We start from the raw sequence: 26932 nt of genomic DNA, 5'->3' as shown, positions 1-26932 counted from the left end.
CGACAGGCGCCGGACGACCGGGCCATGGCCATCGACGATGTCTGCGTGCCGCTGCTGCTGGGACTAGCCGGCGGCCAGCGGACTTTCACGCCGCCCGCCGCGATCACCATCGCCGCCGCCAGCAGCGGTCTTGGGCTTGAGGGCACGCCGCTGGCACTGCTCAACTCGCGGTGGACCGGCCTCCTGTTCGGCGCCGCCGCGGCCGGCGAATACGTCATGGACAAGCAGCCGGGCATTCCCGCCCGGATCGCCCCTGCCGGACTTGCGGGCCGGGCTGTCGGAGGCGCGCTGTCCGGTGCCGCCGCCGCGCGGCCGGGCAAGGCCTGGCTGGCCGCAGGCGTGGGTGCGGCCGGTGCGATCGCCGGTGCCTACGTCAGTTACCGCGTGCGCATGACGCTTGCCCGCGCGCTTGGCCGCGACCGCCCGGTGGCCTTCGCCGAAGACGCGCTGGCGATGGTCGGCACCGCGCTGGTGGCCACATATGCCTCGGCCCGGCAGAAGCAGCGGGAGCAGGCGGATACGCTCGTGCGGCACGGCGGAACGGCGGCGGCATGATGGGCAGACGCCGCATCGGCGAGCGATCCGAAGGCCAACTTGCCCTTGAAGACTACGGCGCCATCGGCGAAGGCCGATCGATTGCGCTGTCCGGCGCCGACGGGTCGATCGACTGGTGGTGCGCACCCAACATGGACTCGCCGCCGCTGTTCGACCGCCTGCTCGATCCGGTGAATGGCGGATGCTTCGCGATCACGCCCGACGCGCCATTCACCGTACAGCGCTGCTACCGCAGCGACAGCAACGTGCTGGAGACCACGTTCACCACCGAGACCGGCCGCGCCCGTCTGGTGGAATCGATGAACAGCGGCAGCGCGGGCCGCCTGCCCTGGGCCGAGATGGCCCGCCGGCTCGAAGGGCTCGAAGGGCGGATGCGTTTTTGCGTGACCATGCGACCGGGGCGTCGCGGTGACACCGTGAACCCTTATCACTCGACCATCGGCGATCACACGGTGTTTCATGTCGAACGGGTGCTGGGACTGTTCCTGCACAGCGGCGGCGTGGAGTGCCACTGGGCCGACGAGGGCGTCACCGGCGCGGTCGAAGTGAAGGCGGGCGGGCGCGAGGTACTGGCGCTCATCGCCGGGCAGGACGAGCCACTGGTGGTCCCCTCCATCGCGGAGATCGACGCGCGTATCGAGACCTCGGATCAGGAGTGGCGGACCTGGGCGAGGACCATCACGTGTCAGGGCGAACCGCGCGCGGCGTTCGTGCGCTCGGCGCTGGCGCTCAAGCTCCTTCTCTATTCGCCCTCAGGCGCCATCGCAGCCGCGCCGACGACCTCCTTGCCGGAACGGATCGGCGGCTCCAAGAACTACGACTATCGTTATGCCTGGGTGCGTGACGCCGGCTACACGATCAAGGCCTTCCTGGCCGCCGGGGCGCAGGCGGAGGCCAAGGCCGCCTTCTCCTGGCTGCTGGACCGCCTGGCCAACGTCGGCTTCAGGGTCTGCTACACGCTGGGCGGCGATCCCGTACCTGCGGTCCGGGATTGGGCGATGCCGGGCTATCGCGGCTCCCGGCCGGTCGTGACCGGTAACCAGGCGAACGACCAGTCCCAGCACGGCGTCTACGGCGACATCTTCGAGACCGCGTCCTGCTTTGTGGGCAGCGGCAATATCCTCGACAGCGCGAGCGCCGAACTGCTGTCCCATCTCGCCGACGAATGCGCCGACCGCTGGCGCATGCCCGATGCCGGGATATGGGAACTGCCCGAGTACGAGCACTACACGATGTCCAAGATCAGCTGCTGGCAGGCGCTGGCCCGCGCGGTGGAGCTTGCCGATGCGGGGCAATTGCCCACCACCTGCCGTGAACGCTGGTGCCGCGAACGCGACCGTATCGCCGCCTGGATCGAGGAGAATTGCTGGTCGCAGGAAAAGCAGGCGTTCGTGATGCATCCCGGCACCGATCGGCTGGATGCCTCGATCGCCCTTGCGGTGCGGTTCGGTTTCGACGGCCGCGAACGCCTTGCGGCCACGCTCGATGCGATCGACCGCGAGCTTGGCACCGGGCCATTCCATTACCGCTACAGCGGCATGGAAAAGGAGGAAGGCTGCTTCCTGGCCTGCTCGTTCTGGATGGCGGAAGCGCGGGCGTCGCTGGGCGACTGGGCAGGTGCCCGCGCCCGGCTGACCGCGCTTGTCGATGGGCTGGACCGGGGGGTGGGCATCTACCCCGAAATGGTCGACCCGAAGACCGGGGAATTCCTCGGCAACCTGCCGCAGGGCCTTACCCATCTGGCCCATATCATGGCGCAATCGGTGCTGGCGGAGGAACCACGGCCGGGCTGAGACGCTGCTTTTCCTGAACCCCATCAGGAGCATCTCATGACCGATCGCCTGTCGATGCAGGACCCCCGCGAGCAGTATCCCAAGCCGCCCTTCCCATCCCAGCCCCAGCCCGTCCCCGGCCTTGCCCGCAAGATGGAGCCGGTCCCCGATCACGGAGAGAGCAGCTACAAGGGCTCTGGCAAGCTGGCCGGCCGCAAGGCGCTCATCACCGGCGCCGATAGCGGCATCGGCCGTGCCGCCGCGATCGCTTATGCGCGCGAAGGCGCCGACGTCGCGATTTCCTATCTGCCGAGCGAGGCAGCGGATGCGGCGGAAGTCGTCAAGCTGATCGAAGCCGAAGGGCGCACCGCCGTCGATCTGCCTGGCGACGTCACCGACGAAGCATGGTGCCGCACGCTGGTCGATCAGGCGATAGCAGGGCTCGGCGGCCTCGACATTCTGGTGATCAACGCCGGCCACCAGCAGAGCCGCGAGGATATTTCAAAGGTCACGTCGAAAGACTTCGACGAGACGATGAAGACCAATCTCTACGCCCTGCACTGGATCGCACAGGCGGCGGTCCCGCACCTCAGCGCGGGCGCCTCTTTCATCACCACGGCATCGGTGCAGGCTTACGAGCCGTCGGCCATCCTGCTCGATTATGCGACGACCAAGGCTGGCATCGTCGCCTATACCAAGGCGCTGGCGAAACAGCTGATCGAGAAGGGCATCCGTGCGAACGTCGTTGCGCCGGGGCCGTTCTGGACGGCGCTGCAATCCTCGGGCGGCCAGCCTGACGAAGCGGTGCAGAAGTTCGGAACTCAGAGTGCGTTCGGGCGCCCGGGCCAGCCGATCGAGATTGCGCCGGTCTACGTGCTGCTCGCCAGCCAGGAGGGCAGCTACATTTCAGGCGAAGTCTACGGCGTGACGGGAGGCGCAGGCATCGCCTGATTGCCCTGACGCGCAGTAACGAAAAAGGCCCCTGCGAACACCGCAGGGGCCTTTTTCTTGTTTTGAAGGTTCGCCTCAGCTGAAGGCGGGTTTCGCAGCCTTCACCGGCTCCGGAATATCGACCAGTTTCAGGCGCTGTTCCTGCTCATCGGGATCAATGCGGCGATGGCGCTCCTGCGGCTCGATCTTGACCGCCCCGCCAAGCTTCAGGGCAGCGGCGATCGCCTCGATCACCAGCAGGTCGGCAAGTCCCTCCTCGCCATCGGGCTCTACGCTGCGGCCCTTCAGGATGCAGTCGGAAAAGTATTTCAGTTCGCCGCCGAACTGATCGGTGGCCTTGTAAACCTCGTGCTCGCGGTTCCCCGAACTCTTTCGGAACTGCTCAAGGCCTTGCCCGTATCCGAAAGCCGAATCCATGTGGATCGAGCCCTTGGTGCCGGCAATCGTCAGATTGTCGATCTGGTCGGTGAAGTAGCTCACGGTGAACTGCGCCAGCCGGTTGCCGGGCATCCTGAGGGTAACCGCGATCGTGTCGTCAAGTTCGCCAAGTCCCGCTTCCTCGTGGCGTACCGCGATGGCCGACACGACTTCCAGCGGCTCGGCGCCGAACAGGAAGCGGATCGCGTTGATCGGATAGGGCGCCATGTCGAAGAGCGGCCCTGCCTCGATACCGGAACGGCTGCGGTGGTTGGCGGGATCGACCATCTGCCCGAAGCACGACGTGAACGCAACGAGTTCGCCCAGTTCGCCCGCCCTGATCCGGCGGACCGCATCGAGATTGGCGGGCTCGAAATGTAGCCGGTAGGCGGTCATCAGCAGGGCATTGCCGCGTTCGGCCGCCGCGATCATCGCGCGGCATTTGTCGGCGCTGACCTCCAGCGGCTTTTCGCTCAGGACATGGATGCCCGCCTCGAGCGCCGGGATAGCGAATTCGGCATGGCGCCAGTTGGGCGTGCCGAGATAGACGGCGTCTATCTCGCCGGATGCCAGAAGCTGCGGAAATTCCTCGTATGAGTGGCGATGCTGCACGCCGTAACGTTCGCCCAGCGCGCCCAGCTTCTCGCGGTCCGAGGAGACGAGCGCGGTAATCTCGGAATTGCCGGTGTGCCTGACGCCAGGCATCAGCGCTTCCTGCGAGATGTCGCCAAGGCCGACGATGGCGTAGCGGATTTTCCTGCCGCCAAATCCGAGTGCGGATACAATGCTCATGGTGTCCTCCTCCTCAGATGGTCATGACCGAGCCGGAATCGACCCGCATGTTGCTGCCGTTGACGAAGCTGGCGCGCTCGGAGCACAAAAAGACGATCATGTCGGCGACCTCTTCGGGCTTGCCGCGCCGCTTGAGCGCCATTCCGGGGCGCTCTTCGTCGAGGAAGCTGCGGATCGCCTCATCGACGTCGACACCCTTTTCCTTTGCCCGCTTTTCCATCATCTTGTCGGTCATCGGCGTTTCGATGAATGCGGGCGAAACGGTGTTCACCAGAACGTTGTCGCAGCCGTAGGCCTTGGACAGGCCCTTCGCGAGATTGATGATACCGGCCTTTGACGCGCAATAGGCCAGCTCGTCGACATAAGGCTGCACGCCGTCTTCCGAGCCAATCAGCACCACCCGCCCCCACTTTGCCGCGCGCATCGCCGGAATGGCCTCCCGCGCCACGCGTACTGCGCCCATGAGATTGATGTTGAGCGTTTCGAGCCAGCCGTCGTCATCGACATCGATGAAATCGCCAGTCGCACCGGTCACACCGGCGGCATTGACGAGGATATCGGGATCACCGAGCGCGGTGCGCACCTTCGCGTAAAGTTCGGTAACGCTGTTCCGATCGGTGACATCCGCCTCCACGGCGATCACCTCGCCCAGCGGTTCGAGTTCGGCGAGCGTCTCGTGCAGGTTGCCGCCGGGCTGGTCGCTGATCGCAACTCGAACGCCTTCACTCAGCAGGCGTCGCGCCGTCTCCTTGCCGATGCCGCTGTCCGCGCCGGTGATTAGCGCAATGCGCCCTTCGATATCGAGCTTCATCGTATCGATCTTCCTCTTCGTCGGATGTCTGAGATGTTTCTGATTAAAGGGCTGTCGGCACGGCGAAGTTCCCTGGAACCGCATCGTCTGCCCACGACTTGCCTCACCATTCACCGCAAGCAAGGATGCAGGATGGACGCCGAAGCCCGTGACGTGCTGGACTATCTCGCGCGGCTCGCGCCTGCGGCCGAAGGGACGCCGGACGATGCACGCTGGCTGGAGAATTTCCGCTACCAGACGCGGCTCCTCGCGGGCCTCGACGCTCCGCCGATGGAACTTCATTCGGTATCGCATGTCGTCGTGCCCCGGACCTCAACGCCCGCGCTTGCGATCCGGCTGTATCGTCCGCACCCTGGCCGCTTGCCGCTGCTGCTGCACATGCACGGCGGCGGCGCCATCGCCGGGTCCGTCGATGGCCACGACGCCGCCTTGCGGATGCTGGCCAGCCGCACCGGCTGGCTGGTCGCCGCGCCGCTCTACCGGCGAGCGCCCGAGCACAGGTTCCCGGCGCAGCTCGAGGACGGCTGGCGCGCGCTCGGCCATTTGCGCGATCAGGCGGACACCTTGAACATCGATGCGTCCACCATCGTCATCTCGGGTGACAGCATCGGCGGGACGCTCGCGAACGCCCTGGCGATGCGCGGCCGCGATGCCGTCCGGGAGACCGGGAGCCCCGCCATCGCGGGGCAGATCCTGCTCTATCCCAATACCGATCTGAGGCGCGATGCCGACTATCCCTCACGCACGCGCGAGAACGGCCACATCATCGCGCTCGAGGATCTCGAACGGCAGATCGACCTGTACCTGTCACGCGAAAGCGATCGTCACGATCCGATTGTCTCGCCAGTCCTTGCCGATCCGGCGCGTCTGCCTTCAACTCTGCTGGTGACATGCGGGGCGGATCCCCTTTGCGACGAGGGCGACGCTTATGGCCACCTGCTGGCCAGCGCCGGGGTCCCGGTACGCCATGATCACTTCGCCGGCATGATCCACGCATTCATGCAAACGGGCGGCCACACACGTGCGACCGCCCGGCTCTTCGATTGCATTGCAAATTGGCTGCAGCGCTTCGCGCCTTCACCCTAAGTCTTCAGGCGGATGCCGGCATGTCCCATCTGGCTTCCACCTCCAGAGCTTCGACATCGCACTGACAGGTAAGCAGTGCCTGCTCCTTGCCGTCCTCCCGGAAGAAGACAGCGAACGCGCCTTCATCGACATCGCCCTCGATCCGGCGATCCTTGGCCGAAGCGGCATGGCCGACATAGCGAAGACTGGTATCGTAATGCCCGGACCAGAAGAACGGGGTGTCTCCGAACCCTTCCTCGACCTTGCCCAGCAGCAGCCGCGCAAGGTACTGGCCCTGCCTCTGCGCATGGACCCAATGCTCGACTCGGATCGGGTGGCCCAGTCGCGGATCGGGATAGGAGGCAATGTCACCGATCGCGAAGACGCCGTCAGCGGAAGTCGCAAGCGTGGCATCGACCCTGACCCCGCCACCTTCCTCGTTGGTGGCGAGCGCGATCCCGGCAGCTTCGGCAAGTTCGACGCGCGGCTTCACGCCGGCACCGATGACCAGGAGGTCGGCATCGACCGTCGATCCATCGTCAAGGGTTAAGGCCTTGCCATCATAGCTTTCGATCGTTCTCCCAAGTCGGAACGCAACGCCCTTGTCTTCATGCAGGCCCCGAACGAAGCGCCCGACCTCCTCGCCGAGCACTCCGGCAAGCGGAACATCGTCCTTCGCAATGACGGTCACGGGAAGCTTGCGCTGGCGCAGCGACGCGGCGACTTCAAGGCCGATGAAACTGGCCCCCATGACCGCCACGCTCTTCGCTTTTTCTGCGGCCTCGATGAGGGCGTCGGCATCGGCAAGCGTACGAAGAAAACGGACGCTGTCGCGATCGAAGCCGTCGATGTCAGGGACGATCGGCTCAGCCCCTGTTGCGAGGATGAGCGTCTCGTAGGCCACGCGCTGCCCGTCAGCCGTGGACAGGGTCCTCGCCCGGGTGTCGATGGCCGTCACCTCAGTTCCGGTACGCACCTCCACCGAGGCAGCCCCCTGCCCGGCGCCGGAAGGGAGCATGCATTCGTCACGCTTCTTCTTTCCGGCAAGATACTGCTTGGAGCAGAACGTGCGATCGTACGGGACATCGGAATCGGCGCTGAGGATCAGCACGCGGTCCCCCTGCCCGGCCCGCTCGAGAACGTCGGCGCAGGCATGACCTGCCGCCCCGCCGCCCACGATGATGATGCGGCGCTGATCCGGCATAGCTTTCAGGCTTGCCTGCGTATTCGCATCGGCCCTGCCGGTGACGCGGATCACTCCGCCCTCTTCGGTCACCGCAAAACACGAAAGCGGCTCGATCGCAGGCGCGCCCACCGCCTCGCCGGTTTCGGCCGAGAAGCGCGCGTGGTGCCATGGGCACCGAAGCTCTCCTGCCGCAATGATGCCCTGTTCCAGCCCGGCTCCCAGATGCGTGCATTCGCCCGATAGAGCGCGCACCCTGTCGCCTTGCCGGACGAGGACGACGGGCTTGCCGTCGAACTCGCCCGCAAGAATCATGTCCGGCTTCAGGTCGCTGCTCGCGATGCCTGCGGCAAAATCCGGCTTGGTATCCGCCATGATGCTCAAGCCTTCAGGAAAGGGCGACCTTCATGGGCCACAAGGAGGTCGTGCATGTCGGACGCATGCTCTTCCTCGTCCGCGAGAATGTGCTCGAGCATGATGCGCGTCGTCGGGTCGTTGTCGCCGAAGTAGCGGATCAGTTCCTGATAGTGCTCGATGACGAGGCGCTCGGCGATCAGGTCCTGCTTGATCATCTCGATCAGATTTCCCGGCTCGCCGTATTCGGTGGCCGAACGGGTGGCGAGGTCCTTGGGATCGAAGTCGGGAACGCCGCCCAGCTGGTCGATGCGGTTGGCCGCCATCAGCGCGTGACCATGTTCGCTCTTGGCATGCTCCTCGAATTCCGCAGCGACGCTCTTGGACGTGATGCCGTCCGCGGCGATCGCGTGCATCTGGTAGCGCAGCGTGCAGACGATCTCGGTCGCGACCACTGTCTGCAGAAGTTCGATCGTCTTGTCGACGTCGCCCTGATAGCTGGGCATCACCGCGCCGTCCCCGAGCGACTTGCGCGCGCGTTCACGAAGGGTCTGGACGTCGGTGAGAAAGGCGCTTCGGTCCTGGGTCTGGGTCGCCATGGTGATCTCCTGTGATGGGGGGTTTCACCCTTAAGGCTGTCGGCGGTCCATGGGTTCCGCGCGAACGACTCGCAGAAACGGAAGGCGCCTGTTCGCCGACAGCAACAGACGCGAAACAGTTCCCGGCGTTTGCGCGGCGTTTTCCCGGGATTGCGACAAACCGGCGAACTCTTTGCGAACGCGCGACGTTACATCTCCCGACTGCAGCATGAGGGGCCAATGAACACAGCTGACACATCCATTTCCGACCAGCACGGAGCCGATGCGAAGACGCCGGCGCAGTACGGCGCCGCGGCATGGAAGGATATCGCGAGGCGTGTCTGGACAAACAGCGGCCGGCACGATCTCAATCTGCTTTCCGCGGCGGTCGCTTTCTATGCGTTCCTGTCATTCGTGCCACTGCTTGGTGCAGTCGTGATGACCTATGGGCTGATCGCCGATCCGGCCACGGTCGCCAAGCACATGGCGACGATCATCGACCTCGTTCCTGCCGACGCCGCCCACCTCATCTACGACCAGCTCACGAGCCTCACCCTGGCGGCGGCCGACAAGAAGGGGCTTGGCCTTGCAGTTGCGCTCCTCATCTCGATCTACGGCGCTTCAAGAGCATCGGGCGCCATGATCGGATCGCTGAACATCGTATACGAGCAGCAGGATCACCGCTCGTTCGTGCGCGGCACCATTCTTGCCCTCGCACTTGCCGCATCGGCGGTCGTGGTCGGCATCGTCGGGCTGGTTGCGGCCTCGATGCTCAGCCTCGCGGGCGACCTCATCGCCGATCTCGGCCCGATCGGCGCCCCGCTGATCCAGGCAGCGACCTTGGTCGTCGCCGCGGGCCTGTGCAGCATCGCCATCGGCGGGATGTACCGCTTTGCGCCAGACCGCGCCGATGCGCGCTGGCAGTGGCTGACCACCGGGTCCCTGATGGCGACAGCGCTATGGCTGGTCGCCACCGTCGGCTTTGGTCTCTATGCCTCGTCGCTGGGCAATTACGACACCACTTACGGTTCGCTGGGCGCCGTGGTCGTGCTGCTGATGTGGCTTTATGTCTCGGCCTATGCGGTGCTGCTTGGCGGTTTGGTCAATGCCGAGACGGAACGACAGACCGCCCGCGACACGACCACAGGCCCGGAACTGCCAATCGGCTCACGCGGGGCAACGATGGCAGACACCAGCGCCGCGCTGTCACCGAACGAGAACTGAGAGGGGTTACAGGTCGAAACCGGGGCGCGCTTCACGAAGCCCGCTGCGAGCCTGCGCCGGAACGCTCGGCCCCTCCGGTGGTTGGCTCCTGCATGCCCAGAAAGAATTGCCAGCGTCCCGACCTGCATTTCACCCGCTCGGAACGCGCGTCGTTGCCAGCCTGCCCGGCGTATCGCCAGACTCCCTCATGGCGATAAGGCCGCGCATCGCCGTGCGCGAACATGCCCGCGCCGGCACATCACCGATCTCGCGGGCCTTCTTGAAGAGGGTGGCGCCGCTTTTCGCTGGCAAGGAGATTTCCGGCGGGCCGATGCTGCTGGCAACGTTCGTCGCCCTTGTCCTGAGCAGTTCACCTCTCGCGTCAGGCTGGGAGGATTTCTGGGGCCTCTCGCTGGAGATCAGTCTGGGCTCGCATTCCCTCTCTCACTCGCTGGCAGAGTGGATCGACCACGCGCTCCTGCCTCTGTTCTTCGTCATCATCGGCACGGACATGAAACGCGAGATCGTCACGGGCGAACTCTCGCGCTGGCGTTCGGCCGCTTTTCCGCTGCTGGGGGCAATCGGCGGCATGGTGGTGCCGGTGGGACTCTTCCTGGTCATTGCCGGACAAGGCCCGGAAGCGGCGGGATGGGGAGCGGTCGTCGTCACCGACACTGCTTTCGGCCTCGCCCTGCTGGCAATCTTCTCCGACCGGTTCCCAGCCGGTCTTCGTGCCCTTCTGCTGGCGTTTGCCGCCATAGACGACGTCGGCGGACTGCTGGTCATCGCCGGCGCCTATACCCGGCACATCGAAATCGTCGGCCTCGTCGTGGCGGCAGTATCGTTCGGCGTCATGCTGCTGCTGCGCAAGCTGCGCTGGTTTTCCTCCTTCCCTTACGTGTTGCTGTCGATAGCAACCTGGGGCGGGATATTCGCATCCGGCATTCATGCCACGATTGCCGGCGTCGTCATCGGTTTCGTCGCACCGGTCCGCCCGAGGCTGGACAAGGATGCCTTTTCACGCGGAGTGCAACGCAAGGTCGATGATTTCCAGGATGCCTACCGGCAGCTGCGCCAGGCCGATGGCGACGATCGCATAGACCGCGCTGCCCATCATGAGGTTGAGGCCCACCTTGGATACCTCGACGAGATGACGGCGGCTACAGAAGTCACCGGCGATCGTCTCGTCGGGGTCCTGACCCCCTGGGTCAGCTATTTCGTCCTGCCGCTGTTTGTACTGAGCAATGTCCATGTGGCAATCACCCCTGATGCTCTTGCCGGCGCAGTGGCATCGCCCCTCGCCCCGGCGGTCGTCGCCGCTCTGGTTCTTGGCAAACCGATCGGCTTTCTGTTTGCTTCGTGGCTTGGAACCCGGACCGGAATTGCCCGTCTGCCGAGCGGCGTGACATGGCGCATGGTTCTCGCAATGAGCAGCCTTGCCGGTATCGGTTTCACGATATCCCTGTTCATAGCCGACCTTGCATTCGCGGACAGTAGACTGGTCGAGCAGGCATCGCTCGGGACGTTGGCTGCGTCGGCAGTGGCTGGTCTTGCAGGCTATGTCTTCCTTCGGTTTGCAGGTGATCGCCCGAAGATGTGATCCGAAAAAATGGCGCTGAATTCGCCGCTGCCAGCAATCTTCGGCCGTAAAAAATCGGCCGACCGGCGCGCATGCCCGGAATGAGAGCCGCAGCCCGAGGCCGAGGTCCGCTGCGGGCACCGACGATGCGAGTAGCCAATGCGACGGATGCCACGATGAAGTCGTCCGGCAGTGGATCGATACCTGAGCCTTGCGTGTTTGGCCTTCATGCAGCGCGAAGGCAATCGCGCGCCGGATTGAAGCAAAGGAGAGCATCGATGAACCGCGATGAACGCAATCCCGAAAATCGTCAGTCAGGTGGCTATCGCAATCAGGCCAGTTCCTGGGACATGCCGCGTCAGGCCAGTCAGTGGCAGGACGAGCGCAGTCGGCAGGCTGGCGGAATGGACGATGCCACCGAAGAATCTCGAAGCGCCTATGTTCCGCGTCGGGGTGAAGGCCGCGCCCGCAATCTTGGCGATCGCTACGAAAGCGATTCGGCGAGTTCCCGTTATGAAGAAGCCTCGCGCGGCACCTTTGGACGCGACCCGCGTCTCGAGGGGCGTTACGGATATGGCCGGGACGAAAATATCCGGCGCGCATCCTCGCCGCGCAGAAACGACTATCCAGTACATGATTTCGATGCGAGTGGGGGCAACGACTATTCCAGCTTCACCAGCGAGGATTACGGCGGCCGCGATTTCTCGGCAAATCGCGGCGCGTTGAGTGGAGGAGCGCACCCCAGCAACAGCTATCGGCCAAGCTGGGGACCGGGTAGCTGGTCCAGCCGGCACCACGATGATGACTACGGCGCATGGCGTGCCGAAGGCGAAAAGCGCGGGTTCCTGGAAAGGGCCGGAGACGAGGTGGCCAGCTGGTTCGGCGACAAGGATGCGTCGCGTCGCCGTGACATGGACCACCGGGGACGCGGCCCATCGGATTATACCCGCTCGGACGAGCGAATTCGCGAGGATGTCAATGATGCCTTGACGCAGGACTGGCGGCTCGATGCAAGCCATGTCCGGGTTGTGGTGAAGGAGGCCGAGGCGACACTCGACGGCACTGTGTCCACACGGCAGGACAAGCGCCGCGCTGAAGATCTCGCGGAAAACGTGTGGGGCGTCAGCCACGTCCAGAACAATCTTCGCGTGACCGGGTCTACTGTGCGGCACGACCAGTCGGCCGTTGATGGCATTCCGACTACACCTTCGTCAGCAGCCACGCGGCCGACCACGACATCCTGACGGCGGAAAAATGCCAGGGGATGGAGGGGAGCCTGATGGCTCCCCTCCTTTCAAAGTCCGAAGGTGCGCGGGAGGCTCCCGGGCGGTTCGTCCAAGGGTGCGGCATTATTCCTCCTCTCTGTGCTCAAGATTGCGCTGAAGGCCGCTTTGCACGCGATCCCGGCGGTATGCTGCATCATCGGCCTTGCCCTTCCCACGCCGGTCCGGGTCCATTCCGACGCCCCCGGTTGCTCCCGCGTTCGGACCAGGGTTGAGGCGCTCCTCTTCCAGCGAGCGTACGCCTTCGGGAACCTTGTCTTCGGGTTTCATGGCAGGATCATTTCTCGGCACGGGCAGTCTCCTTTGCTTTCCTGATTGAAGTGACTGCATCCCGCCCGCGTTTCGAGTAAAGGCGCCCCCGCAGGCCAGCGCGTGTTGTCGCCACGACAGGCTGCAGTTCCGGCACGCCGACCGACCCTCCACGCGGGAGCAAAGCGGATCGCACCGGCGTTCGCATGTGCAGATATGGACCCGCAGAGGAAGACGACAGTCTTGACAATTTTTGATGCCGGGAAGCTAGAAAATCCCGTTCCAGCCCATCTGCTTGCGGCGATCAGCATCCTGGAACGTGCACCGCGTGCAGATACTTCGCACCTGCGCCAAGGAATATTGCCGTTGGTCGGCTCGGCCAAGGGCCACCCCAAACCCCCGTTGACCATGCCGCCGCGTCAATTCGGCGCATAGGTTGAATAATGGAGAACCCCCATCCGGACGTCGGATGCCGAGCCATACCCTTACATGGTGCAAGCGTTCCGACGCCTTGGGCACGACAATCTCTGCCCATCGTCACACCGGCGACGCCGTCCAGCGAGCCGCATCCGGTGCGGCTCGCTGTACGGTACTTCAGTTTGAGTGGCTCGTGTCCCGGATCGACCTGGCTGATCCCATGCCCGCAGCCTTGGACGCACCGCCCAGCTTGCTGCGGACGCCCTCCTCGACCTTCCTGCCGGTTTCGGCGTCGATGTTGCGCCAATATTCGAAGGCGCGCTGCAGCACCTTCTCGCTGACGCCGTCGCACAGGTGGCTAACCACGTTCTCGACGAGACGCCCTCGCGCGGCATCGTCCATCACCTCGCGCACCAGCGTTCCGGCCTGGCTCCAGTCATCGTCGTCGGCGCGAAGGGTGTAGGCCTCGCGCACCATCTCGCCATCGGCCTGCCAGATGCCCGCCTCGTACGGGTCGCGCTCGGCTGCCGGGCCGCCGTAGCTGTTGGGGGCATAGACGGGATCTGTCGCCTTCTCGATCCGCATCGCGCCAGCGGTCGAATAGCTGTGCACCGGCGCGACCGGCCGATTGACCGGGATCTGCTTGTAATTGACCCCAAGCCTGGCCCGGTGGGCGTCGGCATAGGAGAAGCCGCGCGCCAGCAGCATCTTGTCGGGCGAGAGGCCGACGCCGGGCACCATGTTGTTCGGCTCGAAGGCAAGCTGTTCGATTTCGCTGTGGAAGTCGGTGGGATTGCGCGTCAGCGTCAGCTTGCCGACCTCGATCAGGGGATAGTCGGCATGGGGCCAGATCTTGGTGAGGTCGAACGGATTGATGCGGTAGGTCTTGGCGTCCTCGTAAGGCATCACCTGCCAGAAGAGCGTCCAACTGGGATGTTCGCCCTGATCGATGGCGTTGAACAGGTCGCGGCGGTGGAAGTCGCCGTCCTTGCCCGCCATCGTATCGGCGTCGGCCTGGCTGAAGTAGGCGTTGCCGTCGCCCAGGTCGGTCTTGAAGTGGAACTTGACCCAGAACTTTTCGCCCTTAGCGCTCACCAGCGAATAGGTATGGCTGGAGTAACCGTTCATCTCGCGCCAGGTCTTGGGGATGCCGCGATCGCCCATCAGGTAGGTCACCTGATGCGCGCTTTCAGGCGAGAGCGTCCAGAAGTCCCACTGCATGTCGTGATCGCGCAGGCCATTGTCGGCGCGGCGCTTCTGCGAGCGGATGAAGTGCTGGAACTTCATCGGGTCGCGGATGAAGAAGATCGGCGTGTTGTTGCCGACCATGTCGAAGTTGCCCTCTTCGGTGTAGAACTTGACCGAGAAGCCGCGCGGATCGCGCCAGGTGTCGGGGCTACCGCTCTCACCCGCGATCGTGGAGAATCGGATGGCGGTGTCGACCTTGGCACCCGGCTGGAACAACTTTGCCTTGGTGTAGGCGGTGACATCCCCGGTGGTCTCGAAGTGGCCGAAAGCGCCGCTGCCCTTGGCGTGGGGCTGGCGTTCCGGGATCCTCTCGCGATTGAAGTTGGCCATCTGCTCGATCAGGTAATGATCGTTGAGGACGATCGGGCCGTCTCGGCCGATAGTCAGCGAATGCTCGTCGCTCTGGATGGGAATGCCGGCATCGTTGGTGGTGCGCGGGGTGGACCGGTCTGTCATGGGAGCCTCTGGCTTTCTGAGTGGATGCTATCGCTACCCATGAGCCTCCCAGAGGTTCCCCAGTCGTTTTGGATCAGACCGCCACCTTGCGCAAAGACTGCTCGATCTCGCCGCCGCAATAGGAGCTGCCATATTCGTCCCGCGCCTGCTCGGCGAGACGCTTTAGTCGAGGCATCTCGGTCATGCGTCGCACCAGCGCGGCAACGTTCGGAGCTGCATCGCGGAGCAATGCCTCGATCGCGGGGAAGCGCTCCGTCATCGTCGACCACAGGACCGCGCTGACGATGTCCGCCACGCCCGGCGTGGCGGTGCCCAGCAGGGTTCCCTCCTCGTGCCTGAGCCCGCACCGAATGCCGGTCGCCTCCCAGATTTCCATCCAGCGCCTGAGACGCGGCACGAAGTCCCGCCAAGTTTCCTCCGTCCACATCTGCCGCCCCCCATTCAGCGTGATTTCGTCGAGCACATCGTTGGCGTCGTTGACGACCTTGAGCGTCCGCGCCCGTCCTTCGATCGAAGGGGGCACGAGATCCAGCTTCTCGCCCAGATAGCACGCGATCGCAGGCATTTCGGAGAGCGCAAACCCGCTCGCGTTGTCGACCAGGACGGGAGGCCCCATGAACGGGGTCGACTGCTCGGCGGGTGAACTCGCCATGAGCTGGCCGATCTCATCGCTGTCATGCTCGGTCCAGGTCTTCCCGGCGGAAGCGAGGATGCCGCGGATGAGCTGGCCGCGAAAGGGCACTGGCCAGTAGTAGAGGTCGAAGTCGGTCATCGCTTTCTCCTGCAGCATGAAGACCTCTCAATGCGCTGCGGCATGCCCGGTTTCGTGACAGCGACGAGCCGCCCTCGCCAGCGGTCACCCCGCCTTTGCCAGTGCAGAACCCTGTGCCCGTTCAAGGGTTATAGGCAGCAAAGGAACCTGCATCATGGCAACCCACGAAGCCCGCCTGATCGGTATTACGATCGACTGCCCATTTGAGGCGGCCTATGCCTTCGCTCACGTGCCGGAAAATTTCCCCGAATGGGCTGCGGGCATGTCGTCGTCGCTCCACCGGGACGGCGATGAATGGCGGGCTGACACGCCCGCCGGTGAAGCGAGGGTCCGGTTCACCCCGCCCAACGATTTCGGCGTTCTCGATCACTGGGTCATGCTGCCCGGCAAGCCGGTCATACATATCCCGCTGCGGCTGATCGAGAACGGGACAGGGACGCAGGCGGTCTTCACCCTCTATCGCCAACCGGACATGTGCGACGATGATTTTATTCGTGATGCCGCCATGGTCTGCCAGGATCTCGAGAACCTCAAGGCACTTCTGGAACGTAGTCAGCCGGACAGGGATGCTCCATGACGAACGAGCCACGTAGCGAAGAAACGGAGCAGCCGGACAAGGCACTCGATGCGTCCGAGGCCCGGGGTGTCGAGGAGCGCAAGGCCGGCTCCTCCAAGATCGTTCACGAGGTCGTGCGTTTGCAGGGAGAAGAGGAGCTCGCACGGCCCACCCTCGCCCTGACCCTGTCGGGTATCGCCGCAGGCCTTGCGATCGCTCTCTCCCTGCTGTGCGAGCTGTTCCTGCGCAGCCACCTGCCCGATACCGACTGGGCGCCGCTGATCTATTTCCTCGGCTATCCGATCGGCTATGTGATCGTGGTGATGGGCCGGCTGCAGCTCTTCACCGAAAGTACGGTGACGGCGGTGCTGCCGATCGCGACATCGCCTTCGCTGGGCAATTTCGGCCGCCTTGCCAGGCTCTGGGCCTGCGTGCTCGTGGGCAATCTGATCGGCGTCACGCTGGTGAGCGCGCTCATGGCCGGCGAAATCATCGTCACGCATGAGCAGCGAATGGTGGCCCTCGACATTCTGGGCAAGCTCGAACTCCAGCACTGGACCCGCACGCTGACGCTGGGGATACCTGCCGGCTTCATCATGGCGGCGGTCGCCTGGGTGCTGCCCAATGCCCGGGGCAGCGAATTCTGGGTCGTATTCGTGCTGACCTACGTGATCGCGCTCGGCGGCTTTGCACATGTCGTGACCGGATCGTCGCAGGCGAGCTTCCTGTGGCTCAGCGGCCGCATCAATTTCGGTGAAGCCTGGCTCGAATTCACCCTGCCGGCGCTGATCGGCAATATCGTCGGCGGCACCGGCCTGTTCGCGGTGCTGGCACATGGCCAGATGCGCAGCGATCTTGGCGCGGACGATCCGCATCCGAACCGAACCACCCAAGTTGACCGCATGGATCAGCACAAGAGAGGACCTGTCCCATGAAGCTCTACTATGCGCCGGGCGCTTGCAGCCTTGCCGACCATATCGCCATGGCCGAAGCCGGCTTGCCGTACACGCTGGAAAAGGTCGACCTGGAGGAAAAGCGCACCGAGACCGGCAGCGACTACACCACCATAAATCCCAAGGGCTACGTTCCCGCGCTTGCCCTCGGCGATGGCACCATCCTCACTGAAAACATCGCCATTCTCAGCTATCTTGCGGACCAATCCGAGAAGATCGCGGCGTCACCGGATAACCGCTGGAAATTGCTGGAGACGATCGCCTTCATCTCGACCGAAGTGCACAAGGGCTTCAAGCCGTTCTTCATGCCCGACAGCACCGATGAAGCGAAGAAGGCAGCAGGAGACAATCTGGCCAGGCGCTTCGCCTACCTCGAGACGCAGCTGGCTGAACGCGACTACATCGTCAGCGACAGCTTCACGTCGGCAGACTGCTACCTCTTCGTCATGCTGATGTGGGCGCAGAAAAAGGCCAGGCTGCCTCTGCCGGATGCCCTCACCCGCTATTTTGACCGCCTGACCCAGCGCCCGTCGATACGCCAAGCTCTGTCAGAGGAGGGTCTGGACTAGCTCGCCCTCAGGCCCCTGCGAGAAACCCGTCGTCGCGCTCCATGCCGACGGGCCCGCCGGTCCGCGAACAGATCTCGCGCAGCGCGGGCTTGAGACCTTCCTCGAATGTGGGGTGATAGAACGGAAGGGGCAGTATATCGCTCGCCGTCAGGCCCCGGTCGATCGCCATGACGAGGAGATGCGCCATGTGCTCGGCCGCCGGCGTCGCCAGCACGGCACCGATCAGTTTCCCGTTCGCCGAACCGGCATGGAGGCGTGGCAGTCCCCGGCTCACACCTTCGACCTTTGCCCGCCCCTGATCCTCGTAGGACGCGCTTGCGATCACGCTGTCCTTTCCATCAAGCTCGCCGATGTTCGCCAAGGGAGGATCGGTGAACATGATCGAGAAAGGGACCATGCGCCGGCCGGTTATCATTTCCGGGAAACAGGCGGCATTGCGCCCCGCGAGCGTCCCTTCCGCCTGCGCCTCGTGCAGCACGGGACGCGAATGGTCTGCATCGCCGGCCATGAAGATCGGCGCATCGCCGCACTGCGGCGTCGCAGGAGATATTTGCCGTAGGGGGATGATCCCTCTGTTGCCAGTCTCCTCCCCAAACACCATGCCGAGAGTCTGTTCCCGCACCCGCCTGTCTTCAGCAGTGGGGCCGGCCAAATGGCCAGTCGATGATATGTCCTGCCCACAGGAGAGCCCAGATCAGCATGGGCTGGAAAGCCAGTCTGGGGCCATGATACCACCAGGAAAGGTGAACGCCCGCGACCGGAATGTCATGCAGCGCGTGATTGAAGTTCGCCGGCCACACGCACAAGGCATAAGCCGCCAATGCTATGGAGGCGCCCCGATACGCCCTCGGTGACCAGCGCTTCGGAACGAGCAGACCTGCGGCGCCGGCGATTTCGCACCATCCCGTTGCCCATACCACGAAGTCCGGTAGGGGCACCCAGCGCGGTGTGATCGCCGCAAACCCGTCCGGGGCGGGAATGTGTTTGTATCCGGCAAAAACAAGGCAAGCGCGAACAGGCATCGCAGCAAGCTTCGCACGAGCGGAAATAGCCAGGGCGAAGTCGCTTCGCAAATATGCTGGTTCATGATCATTCTCATTTCGCGGGAACGCTGGCCTGCAGCATTTGCCGTCCATCCTCGCAGTGTGTACAAAAATGACCACATGACTATGATTTAATTGAAAATTCCCCTTCAATTCGATGTCGATCATCCCCAAGTGTTGGCCATGGCCCAGCATGATATCATAATGAATCGCAGGGCGATGATGCTTGCCGGTGCCGCAGTTGCGGTCGCTTCATGCTCGCGCTCCTCTTCGCCCCTGCGATCGACGTCGCCGCTTGCCGCTCCGGTACTTCCGAAGTCCGCAGGCCCTGCCAGCGTTCCGGCAATGGTGCGCAATGACGGACCGCGCGCAGCGTTCTCGACCGTCGACCCAACGCTTCTGCGCAAGGCTCTTGCGTCCCTTGATCGGCATGGCGAGCGGATCAGGCAGCGCGACCGGATCGCGATCGTGGACTTTTCCGCGCCGTCGTCGGACGCGCGAATGCATTTTCTCGACGTGGAAGACGGCAAGGCCATTCGCCTGCTCGTCGCGCATGGATCGGGTTCCGATCCGCATCACACCGGATACCTTGAACGCTTCTCCAACGCGTTCGGATCGAACGCATCAAGCGAAGGGGCATATCTGACCGATGACTACTACGTCGGCAAACATGGCCGTTCGCAGCGGCTGATCGGGCTCGACGCCACCAACAACAATGCGCTTGAACGCGCCGTCGTCGTGCACAGCGCGTGGTACGCAAATGACGACATGATCAAGGCGCATGGCAAGCTCGGCCGCAGTCAGGGTTGCTTCGCGGTGGGGGAGAACAAGCTCGATGACGTCTTCTCGTTCCTCGGCAAGGGGCGGATGATCTTCGCGGCAAGAAGCTGAATCCGGGCCTAAAAATCAGACGGTGAGCAACGTCCAGCATGCCTGTCGGTTATACCTGGGGTCATCCAAGGAGATCCATGTGCGCAATCGGTTGATCGTTTCCCCGTTGCTTGCCGTGACTGTTGCACTCACAGCGTGCGGGTCCGGCTCCGAGACGCCCGACGCGCCTGCGCCGGCCGTGAGCATCACTGAAGTTCATTGGAACGACGCGGCGGTGCGCGACCTGCGCGCTGCGATTGACAGCCGGGCAACGCATGGCCTCGATCACATGAATTTCTCGCTCGATGGCCGCCCCGGCAATGCAGAAGGCGATCGCGCGCTGACGGAAAGTGCGTTGCGCTACGCATCGGCGCTGGCGCGCGGTGCCAGCGACCCTAAGAAGCTTTATGATATCTATTCCGTGCCGAGACCTGATCCGAACCTCCTGCCCGGCCTTGCCAAAGCTTTGAAGGGCGGTGACCTCAAGGACTGGCTGGACGGTCTCGCACCCCGGGATGACGGCTACCAGCGCCTTTCGAAAGCCTACCTCTCCCTTCGTGGCAGCAGGGATGCCCTCGCCCCGGCCATCGCACAGGACAGCGAGCCGCTGAAGCCCGGCGACAGCGATCGGCGCGTGCCGCAAATCGCCCGCCAGCTCGCGGCCTCCGACTATCTTGATGGCAAAGATGCGCAAGGTGACCGCTATTCCCCGGCCATGATGAAGGCCGTGCAGCGCATGCAGGCGGACTACGGCATCAAGCCCGACGGCGTCATCGGCAAGGATGCGCTGGAAATCCTCAACCTCTCCGATGCGGACAAGGCACGTGCGATTGCGGTCGCGATGGAGCGCATGCGCTGGCTGCAGCGCGATCCGCCCAAGACCCGCATCGACGTCAATGTCGCTGCGGGGCGCCTGACCTATTGGCGCGACGGCAAGATGGTCGATACGCGCAAGGTCGTCGTCGGGAAGCCGGAGAACCAGACCCCGCAGCTGGGTTCGCCGATCTATCGTCTCGTCGCCAATCCGACCTGGACTGTCCCGCGCTCGATCCAGAGCAAGGAGATCGCCGGCAAGGGCAGCGCCTATCTGCGCCGCAACAACATGGCGTGGAAGGACGGCTGGGTGGTACAGCAGCCCGGCCCCAGGAACTCGCTGGGCCTCGTCAAGTTCGACATGAAGAACGAGCATCAGATCTACCTGCACGACACTCCCGCCAAGCAGCTGTTCCAGGAAGTGCAGCGCCAGCGCAGCCACGGCTGCGTGCGCGTGGAGGATGCCATGGGCTTTGCGGAAATGCTGGCGAGGGACGAAGGTGTGCTCGACGAGTGGCACCGTGCCCGCGCCACCGGCAAGGAAACCTTCGTGCCGCTGCCACGCGAAATTCCAGTTCGTCTTCTCTATGACACAGTCCTTTTCGGCGAAGATGGTGAGCCGGTCATCCGCTCCGACCCCTATGGTCGCAACGAGAGCGTGGCGACCGCACTGGGCTTCGCGGCAGGAACCAGTCACCCGTTGCACGCCAATGGCGGCGACGTCGGGCCGTAAGGCAGGGATCGGACCCATCGGCAACTCTTCGCCGATCGGCGCATTTGCTGTTCTTACTTTCCTGACAAAGCGTTGAAGGAATTCGACCTGCCCTCAGCCAATCCCAGCGCAGCGCCGATCGCGCTGCACCCGCTTCATGCGATCCTGCTCGCTTTTCCGGTGTCGATGTTCCCGGGCGCTCTGCTGGCGGACATCACCTATCTCAACAGCTCGGAAATGCAGTGGTCGAACTTTGCATCCTGGCTGATCGCCGGAGCGCTGGTGTTTACCGGCCTTGCCCTGGCCTGGGCGTTGATCGGCATGCTTGCGCGCCGGGCGGGAAGAGGTTGGCTCTGTGCGATCCTGGCGCTGCTATTCGTCGTCGGCCTCGTCAATGCGTTCCAGCATAGCCATGACGGGTGGAGTTCGGTCGGCACGACCGGTCTTGCCCTCTCCGTCATTTCCACGGTGCTGGCGCTGGCAGCGGGATGGATTGGCTACACCGTTTCCCGCGAGGTGCGAGCATGAACCGCGTTGTCCTTTCCGCCCTGAGCCTCGCCGCGCCGCTCGCCCTTGCCGCTTGCGACAAAGCGCAAGATCTCGATCAGACCGGCCCGCGGCCGGCGCTCCCCGAGCAGAACCAGACCCTTCTTCCGCCGATGAAGATCGCCAGCCCCGCAGGCTGGAACGGCGCGATGCCCAACGTGCCCAAGGGCTTTGCCATTTCGCCCATCGCCACCGGCCTCAAGGTTCCCCGCCAGACGCTCGTCCTTCCCAACGGCGACATTCTGGTTTCCGAAGGACTTGGCGGCAGCGCGCCCAAACTGCGCCCCAAGGACGTCATCGCAGGCTATATCAAGAGCCTCGGGAAGAGCGGCACGAAGGGCGGCGACCGTATCACCTTGCTGCGCGACCGCGATGGCGACGGAAAGTATGAACTCCAGACCGTTCTCATCGACAAGCTGAACGCGCCTTATGGCATGGCGCTTGTGGGATCTGACCTCTACATCGCAGATCAGGACGCCCTGCTGCGCTTTTCCTATCGCGGCGGAGAAACGCGCATCGATGCGCCCGGCGAAGTGGTGACGAAGCTCCCCGCCAATCCCAACCATCACTGGACCAAGTCCCTGACGGCGAGCGCCGACGGCTCGCGGCTCTACGTCGGTATCGGCTCGAACAGCAACATTGGCGAGCGCGGCATGGCTGTGGAGGAAGATCGCGCGGTCGTCTGGGAAATCGACCGCGAAAGCGGGGCGCATCGCACGTACGCCTCGGGCATCCGCAATCCGACGGCTCTGGCGATCAATCCGGCAACGCAGGCCCTCTGGGCCGTCGCCAACGAGCGCGACGAGCTGGGCGCGGACCTCGTGCCGGACTATCTGACCTCGGTGAAGCCGGGGGCATTCTATGGCTGGCCTTACAGCTACTACGGCGGTCACGTCGATCCGCGCGTCCACCCCCAGAAGCCTGACATGGTCCGCAAGGCGATTGCCCCTGACTATGCCCTGGGTTCACACGTAGCAGCGCTTGGCCTTACGTTCCTTACCGGCGGCGGCTTTGGCGGAAACTATGCCGATGGCGCCTTCGTGGGCGAGCATGGCAGCTGGAACCGCCGCCAGTTGGCAGGCTACAAGGTTGTATGGATCCCCTTCACCAATGGCCGGCCCTCGGGCAAGCCCCGCGACTTCGTGACAGGGTTCATCGGGCCCGAGGGGAAGGCGCGTGGACGCCCGGTCGGCGTCACGTACGATCCCGAGCGCCGGGCGCTGCTGATCGCCGACGACCTTTCGAACACCGTATGGCGAGTGACCCCTGCACGCTAAGCGCTCTGCCTTTATTCTGACTGCATGTGGCTGAACGGTGCCTCGATTTCGGCTCCGAGGCACTCTTGGTGCATAGCGCAGATCAACTTGGCCACCACCAAGCAGACCAATGGAAGCGGGACCCAAACCGAACCCCCTGTGCCCGGGTTCGGATACTGAGGGGGTGCCCACCTCCAGTCACAACGTTTGGGTCCCCGATCATTCGATCGCCCGGCCGTGGCAAAGCGCAATGCCTATCGAATCGCTCATCGCTGCCATGAAACTTCGGATAGGCGCGTCTGTGTCAAAGGACACACAATTACCCCTTGTCTGATCGCGTGTTATCTAGGCCAGGCATTTCGTCGCACGCCGCGGCTGCGGCTGCTTGACATGAGGGTTAACCGGGAAGACGAGAGCGCATGTCCGAACACGCTGCTCAAACCCTTTCCCTGCCCGCTGACCTTGCCGCGCGGCTTGCCTCGCTCACGCGTGACGGCGGATTTTCCGATGAAGCCGCACTTATCGAAAGTGTGCTGGGTCAACTCTCTGCGAGGACAGAAGCGACTGCCGGCTGGCCCTACGGAGGAGGCGAATGCGGGCGCCGTATTCGCGAACTTGACTGGTCCGCCAATCCGCTCGGTCCGATTGGGAGTTGGTCACTGGAACTGCGCGCGACCGTTGCCAATATCGTGAACTCTCCTGTCGCCAAGGTGCTGATGTGGGGGCCAGAGCACGTGATGCTTTACAACGATGCCTATTCCATCGTTGCAGGCCCCAATCATCCCCAGGCGCTTGGCGGTACAGTGCCCGGGATCTGGCCTGAGATCTGGGACTGGAACCGTGAGATGTTGGCCGCCGGAATGCGCGGCGAATTACGGTCCTATCGCGATCAGATCCTGGTCCTGGAGCGTAACGGTTACGCTGAGCCCGTGACGTTCGATTTGTTCTACACCCCAGTCTATGAAGCCGATGGCAGTATCGGCGGGGTGATGTGCACCTGCATAGACAATTCTGCGCGGATCGCCCTTGAGGCGGACGTGGCCGCCAGCAACAAGCGTTTCCGCACTGCGATGGAGGCCATGCACGGTGTCCTGTGGACCAACAGCGCCGACGGCCGAATGCTGGGCGAACAACCTGCATGGGCTGCCCTGACCGGCCAGTGCCTTGAGGAGTATCAGGACTACGGCTGGGCGCAGGCTGTCCACCCAGATGATCGCGAACCGACGATCGTGGCATGGAACGCCGCCGTGGCGGCCAAGGCCATGTTCGTCCATGAGCATCGCGTACGCCGCCATGATGGGGAATGGCGCACCTTCGCCATTCGCGGACTCCCCGTTCTTGACGAGGGTGACACGATCATCGAATGGGTCGGGGTCCATTCGGACATCACCCACCAGCGCGCTGCGGAAGAAACACTGCGCGAGCTCAATGCGACGCTTGAGGCCCGGGTGATCGCCGAGATCGACGAGCGACGTCAGGCAGAAGTCAAGCTGGCCCAGGCGCAGAAGATGGAAACCGTCGGCAAGCTAACCGGAGGCGTTGCGCATGATTTCAACAATCTGCTTCAGGTGATCTCCGGCAACCTCCAGTTACTCGCGAAGGACGTCTCGGGGAACGAGCGCGCCGAAGCCAGACTGACCAATGCCTTGGCAGGGGTCACCCGAGGCTCGAAGCTCGCCAGCCAGCTTCTTGCCTTCGGTCGCAGGCAGGCTCTCGAACCCAAAGTGGTGAATGTCAGCCGCTTCGTGCGCGGCATGGACGACATGCTGCGCCGCGCAATCGGTGAAGGCATCCAACTGGAGACCATCGTTGGCGGTGGTTTGTGGAATACTTATATCGATCCGGTCCAGGTCGAGAACGCCATCCTCAATCTGGCGATCAACTCGCGCGATGCGATGGATGGCCAGGGGCGCCTGACCATCGAAGTCGGGAACGCCCATCTCGACACCGAATATGCACTCACGCACGATGAAGTGACGCCTGGCCAGTACGTGATGCTGGCGGTAAGCGACACAGGGACAGGGATGTCGCGCGAGATCATCGACAAGGTTTTTGAGCCATTCTTCTCGACCAAGGGCGAAGGCAAGGGGTCAGGCCTCGGCCTCTCGATGGTGTACGGCTTCGTCAAGCAATCCGGCGGACACATTAAGATTTATTCGGAGCCGGGCGAAGGCACGACCATAAAGCTGTACCTTCCCCGGTCGATGGAGAGCGAAGATATCGAGGTCCAGGTCGACAATGGGCCGATCGTCGGCGGCACCGAAACCGTTCTGGTGGTCGAGGATGACGAAGAGGTTCGCGCCACCGTTGTCGAGATGCTGACCGATCTTGGCTACCGCGTCCTGAAGGCGCCCGATGCGGGGGCCGCGCTGATCGTGATCGAAAGCGGCGTACCAATCGACCTGTTGTTCACCGACGTCGTCATGCCCGGCACCCTCAAAAGTCCGGAGCTGGCACGCAAGGCGCGAGAACGACTGCCTTGCATCGCCGTGCTGTTCACATCGGGATATACCGAAAATTCGATCGTCCACGGTGGCAAGCTCGATGCCGGGGTGGAATTGCTCTCCAAGCCCTATACACGCGAAGCACTGGCCCGAAGGCTGCGCCACGTGATCGCGAACCAGCGTCAACGAGCCGGCGCCGAGCATCCAGGGCACACTGAAGGGCGTCCGGCCCATGACCAGCAGGTCGTCGACGGCGCCCGTGCCCGCGGACCGCGCACGGTCCTGCTCGTCGAGGACGATCCGTTGATCCGGTTCAATACCGGCGAGATGCTCGAGGACGCCGGCTACGTGGTTGTGGAGGCGGGAAGTGCGGAAGATGCGATGTCAGCCTTGCAGACCGCGCCGATCGACATCCTTGTCAGCGACATAAATCTGCCGGGAAGCTCGGGCATCGATCTTGCCAGCCGCGCCAGGGACCTTCGCCCATCAATTCGCATCGTCTTTGCCTCAGGAGATACCTCCCGGGCTGGTGACATCGATGGCGCGATCTTCCTCGCAAAACCCTACGGAAGCGGAGAACTGACCCAGGCTATGGAAGATGCAATCCGGTCGCCGGCGCCGTCAACCGGTTCCAGACTGAGTTAGGGCCCCAAACGGAAGAATGGGCTGATGTCTTCGGTCTGCCGCATTGCCCAGGCCATGCGGGAACCGGTAGCACACGTGCGTCTTCATTCAGTATCCGACCCCGGCAAGCATTGTAGGGGCGAACGCAGAACGGAAACTCACAGGTTGGGGCAACGCATTCACGAGGCGCCATGCATAGTCCTCATCGTCGAGGATGAACCTCTCATCCGAATGATGGCCGAGGATATGGTAATGGACGCCGGGCTGATCCCGCTCTGTGCCGCCGACGCGCATCAGGCGCTTCGTATTCTCGCTGATCACGACGATATTGCGATCCTCTTCACCGATGTCGACCTGCCTGGTGATTTCAATGGCCTCGATCTGGCACGCAGGGTTCATGCGAGCGGACTTGGTCTTGATATCATCATCACGACAGGCCGATGCGAGCCGGACGAAAGCCTGCTTCCGACGGGTGCGCAGTTCCTTGCAAAGCCCTATTCGGGAGCGGAGCTGCTAAACGCCATTCACACTGCTGAATGCTGACGCGCTGACCTATACCAAAGCACTCCCCCCCGCCCCTGAATGCCGAGTTGATTTCTCGCCACTGGTTCATAGATCAGGCTCTGTTGCAAAGATTGGCGGCAGTCAGAGGTAGGCTGTCGCTCTGCGCCGATCAGGCGGCTGCTGCGAAATGGTGGTTGAGCATGCCCATGGCCTCCGTCAGCGCCGAGGGCCCAATGCCAAAAGCTCTCTCCACAAGGCGCACCTCGCCCCTGATGCCGGGCTGCAGGCACCAGGGGCGAGCCTGTCCTTTGCGCAGGGCTCGCATGACTTCGAATCCCTTGATCGTGGCATAGGCCG

General features: G+C 63.5%; 25 protein-coding genes and 1 pseudogene. 16 read left to right on the top strand and 10 right to left on the bottom strand.

The genetic code is table 11. The features are described 5' to 3' along the window. The 3 genes from LH128_RS01655 to LH128_RS01645 all read left to right on the top strand — a co-directional run. A partial coding sequence (locus LH128_RS01655) for a DUF4126 family protein (protein ID WP_008827835.1) occupies nucleotides 1-555 on the top strand: 555 nt, incomplete at its 5' end. Then, on the top strand, nucleotides 552-2348 hold the full coding sequence (locus tag LH128_RS01650) for a glycoside hydrolase family 15 protein (RefSeq protein WP_008827834.1): 1797 nt from the start codon (nucleotides 552-554) through the stop codon (nucleotides 2346-2348). The genes LH128_RS01655 and LH128_RS01650, both read left to right, overlap by 4 nt. Before the next feature lie 36 nt (nucleotides 2349-2384). Next, nucleotides 2385-3278, top strand: a complete 894-nt coding sequence (locus LH128_RS01645; protein WP_008827833.1) for an SDR family oxidoreductase — start codon at nucleotides 2385-2387, stop codon at nucleotides 3276-3278. A 75-nt stretch (nucleotides 3279-3353) separates the two neighbouring features. Here the strand turns inward: LH128_RS01645 and LH128_RS01640 are convergent, their stop codons facing one another. Then, on the bottom strand, nucleotides 3354-4487 hold the full coding sequence (locus LH128_RS01640; protein ID WP_008827832.1) for a Gfo/Idh/MocA family protein: 1134 nt from the start codon (nucleotides 4485-4487) through the stop codon (nucleotides 3354-3356). A 13-nt stretch (nucleotides 4488-4500) separates the two neighbouring features. Then, nucleotides 4501-5298 carry an SDR family NAD(P)-dependent oxidoreductase gene (locus tag LH128_RS01635; protein WP_008827831.1) on the bottom strand — a complete coding sequence of 266 codons (798 nt, stop codon included), beginning with the start codon at nucleotides 5296-5298 and terminating at the stop codon, nucleotides 4501-4503. Nucleotides 5299-5430: 132 nt separating this feature from the next. On the opposite strand from LH128_RS01635, the gene LH128_RS01630 reads away from it, so the two are divergent. Further along, entirely contained in the window at nucleotides 5431-6384 is a 954-nt protein-coding gene (locus LH128_RS01630) for an alpha/beta hydrolase (RefSeq protein ID WP_008827830.1), read from the top strand. Nucleotides 6385-6388: 4 nt separating this feature from the next. On the opposite strand, the gene LH128_RS01625 is transcribed toward LH128_RS01630, so the two are convergent. Both LH128_RS01625 and LH128_RS01620 read right to left on the bottom strand, forming a co-directional pair. After that, nucleotides 6389-7921 carry an FAD-dependent oxidoreductase gene (locus tag LH128_RS01625; RefSeq protein ID WP_008827829.1) on the bottom strand — a complete coding sequence of 511 codons (1533 nt, stop codon included), beginning with the start codon at nucleotides 7919-7921 and terminating at the stop codon, nucleotides 6389-6391. A gap of 5 nt (nucleotides 7922-7926) precedes the next feature. Further along, on the bottom strand, nucleotides 7927-8499 hold the full coding sequence (locus LH128_RS01620) for a ferritin-like domain-containing protein (RefSeq protein WP_008827828.1): 573 nt from the start codon (nucleotides 8497-8499) through the stop codon (nucleotides 7927-7929). Nucleotides 8500-8718: 219 nt separating this feature from the next. Here LH128_RS01620 and LH128_RS01615 point away from each other — a divergent pair, with 219 nt between their 5' ends. From LH128_RS01615 to LH128_RS01605, 3 genes are all read left to right on the top strand, one after another. Continuing rightward, nucleotides 8719-9702, top strand: coding sequence for a YihY/virulence factor BrkB family protein (locus LH128_RS01615; protein ID WP_008827827.1), 984 nt, complete (start codon nucleotides 8719-8721; stop codon nucleotides 9700-9702). A gap of 187 nt (nucleotides 9703-9889) precedes the next feature. Beyond that, nucleotides 9890-11281 (top strand): Na+/H+ antiporter NhaA, encoded by a 1392-nt coding sequence (nhaA, locus tag LH128_RS01610; RefSeq protein WP_008827826.1) that lies wholly within the window; start codon nucleotides 9890-9892, stop codon nucleotides 11279-11281. Nucleotides 11282-11538: 257 nt separating this feature from the next. Beyond that, nucleotides 11539-12504: a BON domain-containing protein gene (locus tag LH128_RS01605; RefSeq protein WP_008827825.1), complete on the top strand. Its 966-nt coding sequence runs from the start codon at nucleotides 11539-11541 to the stop codon at nucleotides 12502-12504. 105 nt (nucleotides 12505-12609) lie between these two features. On the opposite strand, the gene LH128_RS32970 is transcribed toward LH128_RS01605, so the two are convergent. The 3 genes from LH128_RS32970 to LH128_RS01590 all read right to left on the bottom strand — a co-directional run bounded on the left by LH128_RS32970 (nucleotide 12610) and on the right by LH128_RS01590 (nucleotide 15685). Next, a complete protein-coding gene (locus LH128_RS32970) occupies nucleotides 12610-12813 on the bottom strand; it encodes a hypothetical protein (RefSeq protein ID WP_008827824.1) in 204 nt (67 codons plus the stop codon). A 573-nt stretch (nucleotides 12814-13386) separates the two neighbouring features. After that, nucleotides 13387-14913, bottom strand: coding sequence for a catalase (locus LH128_RS01595; protein WP_008827823.1), 1527 nt, complete (start codon nucleotides 14911-14913; stop codon nucleotides 13387-13389). A 73-nt stretch (nucleotides 14914-14986) separates the two neighbouring features. Beyond that, nucleotides 14987-15685 (bottom strand): glutathione S-transferase, encoded by a 699-nt coding sequence (locus tag LH128_RS01590; RefSeq protein WP_008827822.1) that lies wholly within the window; start codon nucleotides 15683-15685, stop codon nucleotides 14987-14989. A gap of 154 nt (nucleotides 15686-15839) precedes the next feature. Here LH128_RS01590 and LH128_RS01585 point away from each other — a divergent pair, with 154 nt between their 5' ends. Genes LH128_RS01585 through gstA form a run of 3 tightly spaced genes read left to right on the top strand, consistent with a single transcriptional unit; the run spans nucleotide 15840 to nucleotide 17763 of the window. Then, nucleotides 15840-16262 carry a polyketide cyclase gene (locus LH128_RS01585; RefSeq protein WP_008827821.1) on the top strand — a complete coding sequence of 141 codons (423 nt, stop codon included), beginning with the start codon at nucleotides 15840-15842 and terminating at the stop codon, nucleotides 16260-16262. Continuing rightward, complete coding sequence (locus LH128_RS01580) at nucleotides 16259-17176, top strand: formate/nitrite transporter family protein (protein ID WP_008827820.1); 918 nt, start codon at nucleotides 16259-16261, stop codon at nucleotides 17174-17176. The genes LH128_RS01585 and LH128_RS01580 overlap by 4 nt, the downstream gene beginning before the upstream one ends. Then, nucleotides 17173-17763: a glutathione transferase GstA gene (gene gstA, locus LH128_RS01575; RefSeq protein ID WP_008827819.1), complete on the top strand. Its 591-nt coding sequence runs from the start codon at nucleotides 17173-17175 to the stop codon at nucleotides 17761-17763. The genes LH128_RS01580 and gstA overlap by 4 nt, the downstream gene beginning before the upstream one ends. A 7-nt stretch (nucleotides 17764-17770) precedes the next feature. Here the strand turns inward: gstA and LH128_RS01570 are convergent, their stop codons facing one another. Both LH128_RS01570 and LH128_RS31745 read right to left on the bottom strand, forming a co-directional pair. After that, nucleotides 17771-18271, bottom strand: coding sequence for a dihydrolipoamide dehydrogenase (locus LH128_RS01570; protein ID WP_008827818.1), 501 nt, complete (start codon nucleotides 18269-18271; stop codon nucleotides 17771-17773). A gap of 124 nt (nucleotides 18272-18395) precedes the next feature. Continuing rightward, complete coding sequence (locus LH128_RS31745; protein WP_231958393.1) at nucleotides 18396-18974, bottom strand: DoxX family protein; 579 nt, start codon at nucleotides 18972-18974, stop codon at nucleotides 18396-18398. 51 nt (nucleotides 18975-19025) lie between these two features. On the opposite strand from LH128_RS31745, the gene LH128_RS01565 reads away from it, so the two are divergent. The 6 genes from LH128_RS01565 to LH128_RS34250 all read left to right on the top strand — a co-directional run bounded on the left by LH128_RS01565 (nucleotide 19026) and on the right by LH128_RS34250 (nucleotide 26614). Continuing rightward, a complete protein-coding gene (locus LH128_RS01565) occupies nucleotides 19026-19697 on the top strand; it encodes a murein L,D-transpeptidase catalytic domain family protein (RefSeq protein ID WP_008827816.1) in 672 nt (223 codons plus the stop codon). A 79-nt stretch (nucleotides 19698-19776) separates the two neighbouring features. Beyond that, nucleotides 19777-21222 carry a L,D-transpeptidase family protein gene (locus LH128_RS01560; RefSeq protein WP_008827815.1) on the top strand — a complete coding sequence of 482 codons (1446 nt, stop codon included), beginning with the start codon at nucleotides 19777-19779 and terminating at the stop codon, nucleotides 21220-21222. 72 nt (nucleotides 21223-21294) lie between these two features. Continuing rightward, nucleotides 21295-21729 (top strand): DUF2231 domain-containing protein, encoded by a 435-nt coding sequence (locus LH128_RS01555; protein WP_008827814.1) that lies wholly within the window; start codon nucleotides 21295-21297, stop codon nucleotides 21727-21729. Then, nucleotides 21726-23024: a PQQ-dependent sugar dehydrogenase gene (locus tag LH128_RS01550; protein ID WP_008827813.1), complete on the top strand. Its 1299-nt coding sequence runs from the start codon at nucleotides 21726-21728 to the stop codon at nucleotides 23022-23024. Before LH128_RS01555 ends, LH128_RS01550 begins: the two co-directional genes overlap by 4 nt. Before the next feature lie 398 nt (nucleotides 23025-23422). Next, a complete protein-coding gene (locus tag LH128_RS01545) occupies nucleotides 23423-26092 on the top strand; it encodes a hybrid sensor histidine kinase/response regulator (RefSeq protein WP_008827812.1) in 2670 nt (889 codons plus the stop codon). A 24-nt stretch (nucleotides 26093-26116) separates the two neighbouring features. Then, nucleotides 26117-26614, top strand: a complete 498-nt coding sequence (locus tag LH128_RS34250; RefSeq protein WP_327195015.1) for a response regulator — start codon at nucleotides 26117-26119, stop codon at nucleotides 26612-26614. A gap of 130 nt (nucleotides 26615-26744) precedes the next feature. On the opposite strand, the pseudogene LH128_RS01535 reads toward LH128_RS34250, so the two are convergent. Further along, a pseudogene (locus LH128_RS01535) lies at nucleotides 26745-26932 on the bottom strand (IS6 family transposase); the annotation flags it as partial.

The sequence above is a fragment of the Sphingomonas sp. LH128 genome (assembly GCF_000293195.2).
Lineage (GTDB): Bacteria > Pseudomonadota > Alphaproteobacteria > Sphingomonadales > Sphingomonadaceae > Novosphingobium > Novosphingobium resinovorum_A.
The sequence above is the reverse complement of the archived record's forward strand: the minus strand, read 5'-3'. Positions and strand labels throughout refer to the sequence as shown.

Excerpts from the sequence above, each read along its gene's own strand:
- LH128_RS01650 (WP_008827834.1), top strand. The coding sequence starts at position 552 with ATGATGGGCAGACGCCGCATCGGCGAGCGATCCGAAGGCCAACTTGCC.
- LH128_RS01645 (WP_008827833.1), top strand. The coding sequence starts at position 2,385 with ATGACCGATCGCCTGTCGATGCAGGACCCCCGCGAGCAGTATCCCAAG.
- LH128_RS01640 (WP_008827832.1), bottom strand. The coding sequence starts at position 4,487 with ATGAGCATTGTATCCGCACTCGGATTTGGCGGCAGGAAAATCCGCTAC.
- LH128_RS01635 (WP_008827831.1), bottom strand. The coding sequence starts at position 5,298 with ATGAAGCTCGATATCGAAGGGCGCATTGCGCTAATCACCGGCGCGGAC.
- LH128_RS01630 (WP_008827830.1), top strand. The coding sequence starts at position 5,431 with ATGGACGCCGAAGCCCGTGACGTGCTGGACTATCTCGCGCGGCTCGCG.
- LH128_RS01625 (WP_008827829.1), bottom strand. The coding sequence starts at position 7,921 with ATGGCGGATACCAAGCCGGATTTTGCCGCAGGCATCGCGAGCAGCGAC.
- LH128_RS01620 (WP_008827828.1), bottom strand. The coding sequence starts at position 8,499 with ATGGCGACCCAGACCCAGGACCGAAGCGCCTTTCTCACCGACGTCCAG.
- LH128_RS01615 (WP_008827827.1), top strand. The coding sequence starts at position 8,719 with ATGAACACAGCTGACACATCCATTTCCGACCAGCACGGAGCCGATGCG.
- nhaA (WP_008827826.1), top strand. The coding sequence starts at position 9,890 with ATGGCGATAAGGCCGCGCATCGCCGTGCGCGAACATGCCCGCGCCGGC.
- LH128_RS01605 (WP_008827825.1), top strand. The coding sequence starts at position 11,539 with ATGAACCGCGATGAACGCAATCCCGAAAATCGTCAGTCAGGTGGCTAT.
- LH128_RS32970 (WP_008827824.1), bottom strand. The coding sequence starts at position 12,813 with ATGAAACCCGAAGACAAGGTTCCCGAAGGCGTACGCTCGCTGGAAGAG.
- LH128_RS01595 (WP_008827823.1), bottom strand. The coding sequence starts at position 14,913 with ATGACAGACCGGTCCACCCCGCGCACCACCAACGATGCCGGCATTCCC.
- LH128_RS01590 (WP_008827822.1), bottom strand. The coding sequence starts at position 15,685 with ATGACCGACTTCGACCTCTACTACTGGCCAGTGCCCTTTCGCGGCCAG.
- LH128_RS01585 (WP_008827821.1), top strand. The coding sequence starts at position 15,840 with ATGGCAACCCACGAAGCCCGCCTGATCGGTATTACGATCGACTGCCCA.
- LH128_RS01580 (WP_008827820.1), top strand. The coding sequence starts at position 16,259 with ATGACGAACGAGCCACGTAGCGAAGAAACGGAGCAGCCGGACAAGGCA.
- gstA (WP_008827819.1), top strand. The coding sequence starts at position 17,173 with ATGAAGCTCTACTATGCGCCGGGCGCTTGCAGCCTTGCCGACCATATC.
- LH128_RS01570 (WP_008827818.1), bottom strand. The coding sequence starts at position 18,271 with ATGGCCGGCGATGCAGACCATTCGCGTCCCGTGCTGCACGAGGCGCAG.
- LH128_RS31745 (WP_231958393.1), bottom strand. The coding sequence starts at position 18,974 with ATGATCGACATCGAATTGAAGGGGAATTTTCAATTAAATCATAGTCAT.
- LH128_RS01565 (WP_008827816.1), top strand. The coding sequence starts at position 19,026 with ATGATGCTTGCCGGTGCCGCAGTTGCGGTCGCTTCATGCTCGCGCTCC.
- LH128_RS01550 (WP_008827813.1), top strand. The coding sequence starts at position 21,726 with ATGAACCGCGTTGTCCTTTCCGCCCTGAGCCTCGCCGCGCCGCTCGCC.
- LH128_RS01545 (WP_008827812.1), top strand. The coding sequence starts at position 23,423 with ATGTCCGAACACGCTGCTCAAACCCTTTCCCTGCCCGCTGACCTTGCC.
- LH128_RS34250 (WP_327195015.1), top strand. The coding sequence starts at position 26,117 with ATGTCTTCGGTCTGCCGCATTGCCCAGGCCATGCGGGAACCGGTAGCA.